Below are 10,979 nucleotides of genomic sequence, written 5' to 3' on the forward strand. Positions count from 1 at the left end.
GCTATGGCAATGTCGTGGTGCTGGACCATGGCAAGGGCATCCGCACCCGCTATGCGCACATGAGCAAGGTCGGCGTGCGCAATGGCCAGCAGGTCGCACAGGGGCAGACGATCGGCGCCGTGGGCACAACCGGCCTGTCGACCGGGCCGCACCTCCACTATGAGGTGTGGGTGAACGGTGTCGCCGCCAACCCGCGTGAAACCAAGTTTGCCGGTGGAAGCCAACTGGGTGGCGCCGATCTGAAGCGCTTCAAGAATGAAATGGGCAGATTGAAGGCGCTGCCGTCGGCAGGAAACTGACGGGCGCCGTTCAGCGCCTGTCGTCGATCCTGACCGCCATCCAGCCCGGCCCGCGCATCTGGCCCGCGCCAACTTCGCCTGACATCGTCTGCCCGTCGGCGCGCACGAACTGCACTGTGCGCCCGTTCAGCCTGCCGTTCTTCAGCGGGCTGCCGGGTTCCATTGTAAGTATCTGAAACTTCTGACCGATTTCTGTTGCAAAGCGGGCGTTCCCCATTTCGAACGCCCATCGGCCTGCTACCTGCGCCGGCACGATCCACAGGAAGCCCTGCGCGTCGGGCGTAGTGATGCTTCGTTCCGGTTGCCATTCACCCATGCCGAACGAGTTGGAAACGATGCGGGTGCCCGGCGGCATGGCCAGCAGCCTGCTTCGAAGTTTCAGGTTCAGGCTGGGCAGCAGATACATCGTCACGATCGTTGCATCGGAAAACTCGGCGTCGAAGATGTCGGCGCGGACGAAACTTGCCCTGCCGCTGACGCCGGCGCGCGCGGCGTTGGCACGGGCAAGCGCCACCAGTTTCGGATCATATTCAATGCCAAGTGCAGTGGCGCCATATTCACGCGCTGCGGTGATTGGTATGCGGCCATCGCCGGAACCTAGATCGACGACCCGGTCACGCGGCCCGGCGCCTGCGGCTGAAAGCATTGCCCTCACCATGCTGTCGGATGTGGGGATCCAGATCACGTCCTTGCCCGGCTGGCCGAACTCCGGTTCGTCGGCAGCCCCGGCGGCCCCAAATCTGGTGAAGCCGACCGCCGGGCCGGTGTGCAGCGGATCAGCGACAACCGGGCCGTTCAGCGGATCATGCGGGTGCGGGTTGGTGCCGAACGCGCGCACCTGCGCCTGAGCCGATGCCCCCAGCAGGCACAACAACAGCACGACGCCAGACCGGCCGACCATATGCGCGACTTTCTGCTTCGGCCATGACATCCGGCCGCTTGTCGACAGAAGAATTGACGTTCGCCCTGAACAGGCAATGGCCGCCATCAACGCAATGCGATAGGTGCTGCCCCGGCTGCGACGGATGGATTCAGCCACGTTCCCATCGTGCGAAGATGGCGGTTGGCAGCAGCAGTCCCCGGCGTTCCTCGCGCAGGGTCATCTCTCCGGCTTGTACATGGCCGGGCAACCGGCTGACGAGCGGGACCAGCAGGCCATCGAGCGCGATCGCCGACAGGCGCACGGCATAGGTGGTCAGCACCATAAAGCTGCTGTCTGCGTCCAGCAGGCGGGCGCAATCCGCAAGCAGGGCCGGGAGGTGGGTTGGCAGATCCCACACTTCGCCATCCGGCCCACGGCCGAACTTCGGCGGGTCCAGCAGGATCGCATCATAGCGACGGCCACGGCGCACCTCGCGGGCGACGAACTTGCGGGCATCGTCGGTGATCCAGCGGATCGGCCTGTCGGCAAGGCCCGATAGCCGGGCATTGGCCTGCGCCTGCGCCACCGCCTTCTTCGACGCGTCGACGTGAACTACTTCCGCCCCGGCCTTCGCCGCCACAAGCGACGCGACACCGGTATAGCCGAACAGGTTCAGTACGGTTGCACCGGCAGGAAGCGCCGCCAGCCGTGCCCAGTGCGGCGCCATGTCGGGAAAAAAGCCCAGATGGCGAAAGGGGGTGCACTGGGCGTGCAGGCGAACGCCCGCCAGATCGATCGGCCACGACGGCGGCACCCGCTGCCCAAGATGCCATCGGCCGCCGCCATCTTCATCCGCGCCGCCGACAAACTCGCCGTCGGCCTGCCAGTCGCCAGTGGCCGGCGCCCACATCGCCTGCGGTTCCGGGCGGATGAAATGAAACCCGCCGCAGCGCTCCAGCTTGCGGCCATGCCCGCTGTCGACAAGGGCGAAGTCGGCTGACGGTTCCGCGATCAGCGTTTCGAGCGGCGCCATCAGGCGGCCAGACGCTCGGCACCCGGCCCGACGACAGCCAGCGCCCGGCTGGTTGCCAGCATGGCGGCGCCCGCGGCCCGCACCTCGTCGACGGTGACGCGGTCCATCGTTGCGATCAGTTCCGCCGGTTCGATGACCCGCCCCCATGTAAGCAGCGAACCGCCAAGCCAGTCGGCCTGTCCGGCACAGCCCTCCAGGCCCATCAGCACACCGGATTTCAACTGTGCCCTCGCGCGGTCCAGCTCGGCGGGTGACAGGTTTCTGGTGGCTTCGTCGGCAATATCATGCGCCATGCCAAGAAGGGCAGGGCCGTCCTTGGGGCGGGCGGCGGCATAGATGTTGAACATGCCGGTATCGGCGTGGATTGAGTGCGAGGCGCTGACCGAATAGGCTAGGCCGCGTTCCTCGCGCAGTTGCTGGAACAGGCGCGACGACATGCCGCCGCCAAGCGCGATCGCAAACAGGCGGGCGGCATCGAGGCGGGGGTCGGTCGGGGCGAAGCCGTGAAACCCCAGCGCGATGTGCAGTTGTTCGTTGCGCTGCGTATCGCCTCGGGTGCCACCGGCCCAGCTTGCCGGCTGGATCGTGCCGGGCCGCCCTGCCGGCAGCGCGCCGAACAGCCTTGCCGCCTGTTCGGTGATGCGATCATGATCGACCTTGCCCGCCGCCGAAAGGATGAGGCCGCCGGCGCGATAATGCGCATGGCGCCACTGCCGCAGAGACGCGCTGTCCAACACCGAGAGGCTGTCCGTCGTGCCGAGGATCGTCCGCCCGAGGCTCTGGTCCGGGAAAGCGACCGCCTGAAGGTGATCGAACACAAGGTCGTCCGGTGTTTCCAGTGCTTCGCCGATTTCCGACAGCACCACGTCGCGTTCGAGCCTGAGATCCTGCTCGGTGAACGATGCATCGGTCAGCAGATCGGCGATCAGTTCGATTGCCAGCGGCACGTCGTCGGCCAGAACGCGCGCGTGGAAGCAGGTGGAATCCCGCGAAGTCCAGGCGTTCAGCGAACCGCCCACATCCTCGATCGATTCAGCGATGGCGAGCGCCGATCTTTGCCCGGTGCCTTTGAACACCATATGTTCATAAAGATGCGCAAGGCCATGTTCTGCTTCATTTTCGTTGCGCGCGCCAACATCGGCGTTCAGCGAAACCGCAGCCGTTTCGATGCCCGGCATGGCAAGCGTGACGATGGTCAGGCCATTATCCAAGCGTGTGAGACGGTGGCTCATGCGCGCGCCCGGATGTGCGCCTTCAGAAGGCCGGCGTCGGCTGCCAGCCGTTCATAGCGTTCTTCACGATCAAAGAGGTGTGCAACGCGCCGGGGCAGGCTGGGCCGCGTGCCGGTTGCGCGTTCCACTGCGTCGGGGAACTTGGCCGGGTGCGCCGTCGCCAGCGTGACGATCGGGCCGGGCATATCGCCGGTGCGTGCGCGTGCTGCTGCAAGGCCGACGCCCGTGTGCGGGTCGATCAACTGCCCGCATTCGCTGTTGGCGAAGGCCAGCGCCTGCATCATCGCCGTTTCATCGACGCGCTGGGCCAGAAACAGCCGTGACGCCTGTTCGCGCTGTCCAGGCGTCAGCACCAGCCGGCCGCCTGCTTCGAACGCCTGCATCACGTCAGCCAGCGCCTTGCCGTCGCGCTGGTTCAAGTCGAACAGCAGGCGCTCGAAATTGGAGCTGACCTGAATATCCATCGACGGCGTCGCTGTCGGCGAGACGGTGCCGACCGAATAGTCCCCTTCGTTCAGCGCGCGGGCCAGAATATCGTTGACGTTGGTGGCAACCAGCAGCTTGCCGACAGGCAGGCCCATCTGCGTTGCGCAGTATCCGGCAAACACATCGCCGAAATTTCCTGTCGGCACCGCAAAGGAAACCGGGCGGTGGGGCGCGCCAAGCCGCGCGCCAGCATGCACATAATAAACGATCTGCGCCAGCAGCCGTGCCCAGTTGATGCTGTTTACGGCCGAAAGCTGCATTTCCGCACGGAACTGCGCATCGTTGAACAGCGATTTTACCAGCGCCTGGCAATCATCGAAGCTGCCGTCGACGGCGATATTGTGGACGTTGGGTGCGCTCACCGTCGTCATCTGCCGCCGCTGCACCTCGGATACGCGGCCTGCGGGATGCAGCATGAAAATGGTGATGCCCGGCCTTCCGGCGACTGCTTCGATGGCGGCGGAACCGGTGTCGCCGCTGGTTGCGCCAACGATTGTCAGCCGGTCGGCGCTGCCCAGAAAATGGCCGAACAGCCCGCCCAGCAGTTGCAGGGCGACATCCTTGAACGCCAGCGTCGGCCCGTGAAACAGTTCGAGCAGCCAGTGGCGCTGGTCCAACTGGACGAGCGGGGTGACGGCCGCGTGGCCGAAATTGCCATAGGCATCGTCGATCAGGCGCTTCAGGTCGGCGTCGGCAAGCGCACCTGCAACGAAGGGGCGCATGACGGTGAACGCCGTTTCGGCGTAGCTTGCCGTCGCCAGCCCCTCGATCGTGTCGGCGCTGATGTGGGGCCATTCGGTTGGCAGATACAGGCCGCCGTCGGTCGCAAGCCCGGCAAGCGTTGCGCCACGAAAGTCGAGCCGGGGCGCCTGCCCGCGAGTGCTTTGGTATAGCATGTGGCGCGGGTTAGGCCGACGAGGGCGGCTGTGCAAGCCAGCGCTTCAGCCAGACGCCGTAGATCAGCAGCAGCACAAGCGCAAAAGCGAACCACTGGATCGCATACATCAGGTGGTTGTTCGGGATGGTATCCGGACCGGGCGGGAGCGATGGGCCAAGCGGCGGCACACCATCCCGCGCGACCAGCAGCCAGCCGCCCGCAGGCTCCTGCAGCAGCAGCCCGCGCACGGGCGCGTCGATTTCCGGCAGGGGTTGCGGCCCGGTCCGCGCGCTCCAGCCGGCGTTCAGTTCGAGCGGTTGCCCACCGGCCGTGCAGGCAAGGAAGTGGGAAAATCCTGCTTCCCCGCGCAGGCTCCGGCCCGCCCGCTGGACGGACGGTGCAGCGGGGCAATGGATCGTGACGCTGACATTGCGAAACTGCATATCCGCATCGAAGGGGTGGCCATCCAGATCGATCTCGGCCGCGTCGATGTTGCGCGCATAGGTGGCAAGCAGCCCTTCCTTCCATGTGTGGCGCTGCAACTGCCACATACCAAGCCCCGCCAGCATCGGCACGGCCAGCGCCACCATGATCGTTGGCACAACGGGAAAGCCCCGGCGCTTTCGTGCCGGGGCTTGTGTGGTGTTGTTCGCCCCCGGGGGCATGGCGCGGCGGCTCAGAATGCCAGATTCTCTCCGCCGATGGCGGCGCCGAAGTTCGATCCCCAGACATAGATCGTCAGGAACAGGAACAGCCACACCACGTCGACGAAGTGCCAGTACCATGCGGCAGCTTCGAAGCCGAAATGCTGGCGGGGCGTAAAGTCACCAAGATAGGCGCGCCACAGGCACACGGCGAGGAAGATGGTGCCGATGATCACGTGGAAGCCGTGGAAGCCGGTCGCCATATAGAAGGTTGCGCCATAGATGTTGCCGGCGATGCCGAACGCAGCATGATGATATTCATAGGCCTGCAACGTCGTGAACAGCAGGCCGAGGATAACGGTCAACCACAGGCCGTTCTTGAAGCCGCGCCGGTCGCCGTTGATGAGCGCATGGTGCGCCCAGGTGACGGTTGTGCCCGAAAGCAGCAGGATCAGGGTGTTCAGCAGCGGGAACACGAACGGGTCGAGCACTTCGATGCCCTTCGGCGGCCAGACACCGCCCACCGCATCGACATGCGAGGGGAACAGGGCGGCCCAGAAGAACGCCCAGAACCACGCGACAAAGAACATCACTTCGGAAATGATGAACAGGATCATGCCGTAGCGATGGTGAAGCTGGACGACGGGCGTGTGATCACCCGCGTTTGCTTCGTCGCGCACATCCGAGAACCAGAAGAAGAAGGTTGCCAGCACACCGAGCAGCCCCAGTGCGGCCACCCACTTGCCCCAGACGAAGTCGTGCCACCAGAACACGCAGCCGCCAAGCATGGTCATGGCGGAAAGCGCGCCCAACAGAGGCCAGGGGCTTGGTGGAAGGATGTGGAAATCGTGGGTCTTGCCGGAAGCCATGTCTGTCACCTGAACCCTTGTTGTTTGGAACCCTAACCCGCCAAAGCAGGAGAGGGCAAGTTGCTAGCGTTTTACTGAGGCAATATCGGCCTTGCCGGTTGCACGAATGCCCGGCTCGGCGGTCGGATGAGCGACCGGGTAGAAACTATAGGAAAGCGTGATTTCCGAGACGTTCTTTGTATCCGGATCGTCGACGATCGCTGGATCGACATAAAAGACCACCGGCATCTCGACGGTCTGGCCGGCGGCGAGCGTCTGCTCGGAGAAACAGAAACACTGGATCTTGGTGAAATACTGCCCGGCCAGCGGGGGCGAAACATTGAAGGTCGCGCTGCCCGTAGTCGGTGTGGTGGCCCTCGATGTTGCCCGGAACCAGGCCATATTCTGTTCACCGATCCTGACTTCGATCGGGCCTTGCGCAGGCGCGAATTCCCACGGCAGCCCGTTACGGACATTGCCGTCGAAGCGGACACGGATCGTCTTTCCGGCCAGCGCGCGAACCTTGTCTGCGTTGGGCAGACTGGCGGCTGTCGCCGTTTGCGGCGTGCCGCCAAACCCGGTCGTCTGGCAGAAGATGCGGTACAGCGGCACCGCAGCATAGGCGAGCGCGACCATGCCAAGGGCGACCCCGGCAGCGACCATCGCCGTCCGTCGGTTGTTGGCGGCGGTCGTGGTCATCCGCCCATCCTTGCAACGGTGATGCCATAGAACAGCAGCACAAGCGCACCCAGCACCAGCCCGATGGCGATGTTGCGCCGGCGGCGACGGGCCAGAAATTCCTGTTCTTCCTGCGGGGTCCAGTTCATGCGACAGCCCGATCGACGACCAGTGCAGCAAAGATCCCCGCCAGATACAGCAGCGAGAATTTGAACAGCGCCTTTTCAGCGGCCATTTCGGCGGGTTCCTGTGTGTTGCTGCGCGCGACGCGCACGGCAAGGGCAACGAAGATCAGGCTGAGCAGCGCGGCAGTGATACCGAACACCGGGCCGACGAGGCCCAGCGCCCACGGCGCGACCGCTACGGCCGCCAGCAGCAGGCTGTAGATCAGCACCTGGCGGCGGGTTTCCGCGATGCCGTGCGTGACCGGAAGCATCGGGATTCCGGCGCGGGCGTAATCCGTTCGCACGAACAGCGCGAGCGCCCAGAAATGCGGCGGCGTCCAGGCGAAGATAATGGCGAACAGCAGTAGCGGCAGTGCCGTCACGTCGCCGGTGACGGCAGCCCAGCCGATCACCGGCGGGAACGCCCCGGCAGCGCCGCCGATGACGATGTTCTGCGGCGTTCTGGGCTTCAGCCAGATGGTGTAGATGACAGCATAGAAAAAGATCGAGAAGGCAAGCCAGGCAGCCGCCACCCAGTTGGCAGCAAGGCCGAGCGTAGTAACCGACCCGACTGCCAGAATGATCGCGAAGGCGAGCGCCTGCTCAGGGGCCATGCGTCCGGACGGCAGCGGGCGCCACGCCGTCCGCTGCATCATCGCGTCGATGTCGGCTTCCCACCACTGGTTGAACGCGGCGGCCGCGCCGGCGCCGACGGCGATGCAAAGGATCGCCGCGAACGCAAGGAACGGTTGCAGGTGGCCGGGCGCCGCCCACAGGCCGCATGCGCCGGTGAATACCACCAGCGTCATCACGCGCGGCTTCAGCAGCGACCAATAGTCCCGCCAGTCGGTCGCCTGCAGGGCAGGGCGCTCGACCACCGAGGCAAGGGCCTGCGCGCAGGCAGTGCCCTTGTCTTCGAGGGGAGGGGTTGCGGCCACTTCGGTCCTGAACTCAGAAGTGAGTTTTCATGCCACGCAGGTCGGGAATGGTCTCGAACTGGTGGTAGGGCGGAGGCGAGGACAGGGTCCACTCCAGCGTGTTTGCGCTTTCACCCCACGGGTTCGCAGGCGCCTTCTTGCCGGCAAGCAGCGACCAGAACACGTTGATGAAGAACACCACCAGGCCGACCGCCATGATCGCGTAACCGATCGAAGCGATATGGTTCCAGTAGTGGAACGCTTCCGGATAGTCCGGGATACGGCGCGGCATGCCGGCCTGTCCCAGGAAGTGCATCGGGAAGAACAGGACGTTCACGCCGATGAAGAACAGCCAGAAGTGCAGTTTGCCGAGGAATTCGCTGTACATGCGGCCGGTCATTTTGCCGAACCAGTAGTAGAACCCGGCGAACAGGCCGAACACGGCGCCCAGCGACAGCACATAGTGGAAGTGGGCAATGACGTAATAGGTGTCGTGCATGATGGTATCGACGCCGCCGTTGGCGACGACAACGCCGGTCACGCCGCCGATGACGAACATGAAGATGAAACCGAGCGCCCACAGCATCGGCGTTTCGAAGCTGATCTTGCCGCCCCACATGGTAGCGATCCACGAGAAGATCTTGATGCCGGTCGGCACCGCGATGATCATCGTGGCGGCGGTGAAATACATCTGGGCGTTGTGGCTCATGCCGACGGTGAACATGTGGTGCGCCCACACGATGAAGCCGATGAAGCCGATCGCGATCATGGCGTAGGCCATGCCGAGATAGCCGAACACGGGCTTGCGGCTGAACGTCGAGATGACGTGGCTGATGATGCCGAACGCCGGCAGGATCATGATGTAGACTTCGGGGTGGCCGAAGAACCAGAACAGGTGCTGATACAGCACCGGATCGCCACCTCCGGCCGGATCGAAGAAGGTGGTGCCGAAGTTGCGGTCGGTCAGCAGCATGGTGACTGCACCGGCGAGAACCGGCAGAGCCATCACCAGCATGAATGCAGTGACCAGAATGCCCCAGACGAACAGCGGCATCTTGTGCAGCGTCATGCCCGGTGCGCGCATGTTCAGGATGGTGGTGATGAGGTTGATCGCGCCGAGGATCGAGGCAGCCCCCGCGAGGTGGAACGAGAAGATCACCAGATCGACCGCCGGCCCCGGATGCCCGAAGGTCGAGAGCGGCGGGTAGAGCGTCCAGCCGGTGCCGGCGCCGTCGAAGCCGGCGGGGCCGGGGACGAACATCGACAGGCACAGCAGCACGAAGGCGACCGTCGTCAGCCAGTAGGAGATGTTGTTGAGGCGCGGGAACGCCATGTCGGGCGCGCCGATCATCAGCGGCACGAACCAGTTGCCGAACCCGCCGATCAGCGCAGGCATGACCAGGAAGAAGATCATGATGAGGCCGTGGGCGGTGATGAACACATTCCACAGATGGTAGGCCGCATCGATGTTGCCCGAGGTGAACCAGGGCAGGATCTGCATGCCGGGATTGGCGAGTTCCCAGCGCATGACGCCGGAAATCGCGCCACCGACCACGCCGGCAAAGATCGCGAAGATCAGATACAGCGTTCCGATGTCCTTGTGGTTGGTGGACAGGAACCAGCGGGCAAAGAAGGCCGGCTTGTGGTCGTGGTCTTCATGGGCATGATCGTCATGCGCGTGAAGGTTGTGCGGTTCTGCGACGGTAGCCATCTGGTCGTCCTTCTCAGGCAGCCGGCGCTGCGGCAGGGGCAGCGGGCGCTTCAGTCGTGGTAGCGGGAGCGGCGGGCGCAATGGCGTCGCGGACGACGCCGACGACCTGCGCTGGCGTCAGCGCGGTCTTCTCGACGGCGATGCCCGGGCCGGTCGGCTCGATACCGTCTTCCTTTTGCTTCATGCGGACCCAGCGGCGGAAGTCTTCCTCCGGAAGGACTTCGACGGCGATCGGCATGAAACCGTGCTTGGTGCCGCACAGTTCCGAGCACTGGCCATAATAGACGCCCGGACGATCGACCTTGAACCATGTCTCGTTGATCTTGCCGGGGATGGCGTCGATCTTCACCCAGAAGCTGGGCACGGCGAAGCTGTGGATGACGTCGGCGCCGGTGACGAGAACCTTCACCACCTTGCCGGCCGGAACGACGATCCGGTTATCCACATCGAGAAGGCGCGGATCGCCGGCCTTGGCGGCTTCCTCGTCGGTCAGCATGACCGAGTCGAAGCTGATGTCTCCGAAGTCGGGGTATTCATAGCTCCAGTACCACTGGTGGCCTGTCACCTTCAGGGTGATGTCGGCCTTTGGCGTGTTGTACTGGCTGGCGAGCAGGCGGAAGCTGGGGAAGGCGATGACCACCAGCGTCAGCGCCGGGAGCAGCGTCCATGCCACTTCCAGGCCGAAGTTGTGCGAGGTGGTGCTGGCCTTTTCGACCGCACCGGACCGATAGCGCACCATCACCCACAGCATCAGCGCCAGCACGAGGGCGGTGATGGCCAGAATGATGGGATTCAGCATGTAATCCAGCATGAAGCGTGCTTCATGGCCAACCGGCGTAACCTGATCGGGAACGTGAATGCCGCGCGGGATCGGCTGGCCGATGTCGGGCGTCGGCGCCATGCGGGTGTAGCCCGCCAGCGCGTCGGTCTGCGCCTGCGCATGGGTTGCGGCAGCGTCTTCGACAGCCGCCGATGCGGCGTTCGCGGCACCGCTAACAGCACCGGCAACAGCAGTGGCAGCAGCGGCGACAGGCGGTGGAGCAACAGCGGGCGCTTCCTGCGCGATGGCGTTGCCGGCAAAAGCCAGTGCAGTGGCAATCACAAGGCCCCTGAAGCCCCTTGCCAATCCGTTGATCATTCCCTTGTCCTTATCCCCGGGGATTCGTGTCAGCATTCCTGTTCTAACGAGCGAGCGCCTTGCCGACAAGCATTGCCTTGCCAATTTGTC

Annotated in this window: 12 protein-coding genes; 1 reads left to right on the forward strand and 11 read right to left on the reverse strand. The window is 64.3% G+C overall.

Going from position 1 to position 10,979, the window contains the following annotated elements:
• The coding region (locus AC16JP_RS04130; protein ID WP_484339336.1) for a M23 family metallopeptidase at positions 1–299 on the forward strand (299 nt) is incomplete at its 5' end.
• A 10-nt stretch (positions 300–309) separates the two neighbouring features.
• Here the strand turns inward: AC16JP_RS04130 and AC16JP_RS04135 are convergent.
• From AC16JP_RS04135 to coxB, 11 genes are all read right to left on the reverse strand, one after another.
• Positions 310–1,230: an SAM-dependent methyltransferase gene (locus AC16JP_RS04135; RefSeq protein WP_484339337.1), complete on the reverse strand. Its 921-nt coding sequence runs from the start codon at positions 1,228–1,230 to the stop codon at positions 310–312.
• Between the two features lie 100 nt (positions 1,231–1,330).
• A complete protein-coding gene (locus AC16JP_RS04140; RefSeq protein ID WP_484339338.1) occupies positions 1,331–2,194 on the reverse strand; it encodes a class I SAM-dependent methyltransferase in 864 nt (287 codons plus the stop codon).
• On the reverse strand, positions 2,194–3,426 hold the full coding sequence (locus AC16JP_RS04145) for a M16 family metallopeptidase (protein ID WP_484339339.1): 1,233 nt from the start codon (positions 3,424–3,426) through the stop codon (positions 2,194–2,196). Before AC16JP_RS04145 ends, AC16JP_RS04140 begins: the two co-directional genes overlap by 1 nt.
• Positions 3,423–4,808, reverse strand: a complete 1,386-nt coding sequence (gene thrC, locus AC16JP_RS04150; protein WP_484339340.1) for a threonine synthase — start codon at positions 4,806–4,808, stop codon at positions 3,423–3,425. Before thrC ends, AC16JP_RS04145 begins: the two co-directional genes overlap by 4 nt.
• 10 nt (positions 4,809–4,818) lie before the next feature.
• Complete coding sequence (locus tag AC16JP_RS04155) at positions 4,819–5,379, reverse strand: SURF1 family protein (protein ID WP_484339341.1); 561 nt, start codon at positions 5,377–5,379, stop codon at positions 4,819–4,821.
• Positions 5,380–5,465: 86 nt separating this feature from the next.
• The gene (locus AC16JP_RS04160; protein WP_484339342.1) at positions 5,466–6,302 is read right to left on the reverse strand and encodes a cytochrome c oxidase subunit 3; all 837 of its coding nucleotides are present in this window, start codon (positions 6,300–6,302) and stop codon (positions 5,466–5,468) included.
• Between the two features lie 63 nt (positions 6,303–6,365).
• A complete protein-coding gene (locus AC16JP_RS04165) occupies positions 6,366–6,980 on the reverse strand; it encodes a cytochrome c oxidase assembly protein (protein ID WP_484339343.1) in 615 nt (204 codons plus the stop codon).
• Positions 6,977–7,108 carry a hypothetical protein gene (locus AC16JP_RS04170; RefSeq protein WP_484339344.1) on the reverse strand — a complete coding sequence of 44 codons (132 nt, stop codon included), beginning with the start codon at positions 7,106–7,108 and terminating at the stop codon, positions 6,977–6,979. The genes AC16JP_RS04165 and AC16JP_RS04170 overlap by 4 nt, the downstream gene beginning before the upstream one ends.
• Positions 7,105–8,001, reverse strand: coding sequence for a heme o synthase (cyoE, locus tag AC16JP_RS04175; RefSeq protein ID WP_484339347.1), 897 nt, complete (start codon positions 7,999–8,001; stop codon positions 7,105–7,107). Before cyoE ends, AC16JP_RS04170 begins: the two co-directional genes overlap by 4 nt.
• A gap of 73 nt (positions 8,002–8,074) precedes the next feature.
• Positions 8,075–9,751, reverse strand: a complete 1,677-nt coding sequence (ctaD, locus tag AC16JP_RS04180; protein WP_484339345.1) for a cytochrome c oxidase subunit I — start codon at positions 9,749–9,751, stop codon at positions 8,075–8,077.
• A 13-nt stretch (positions 9,752–9,764) separates the two neighbouring features.
• Positions 9,765–10,889, reverse strand: a complete 1,125-nt coding sequence (gene coxB / locus AC16JP_RS04185) for a cytochrome c oxidase subunit II (protein WP_484339346.1) — start codon at positions 10,887–10,889, stop codon at positions 9,765–9,767.
• Positions 10,890–10,979: the final 90 nt, after the last annotated feature.

This window comes from Sandaracinobacteroides sp. (genome assembly GCF_057137845.1).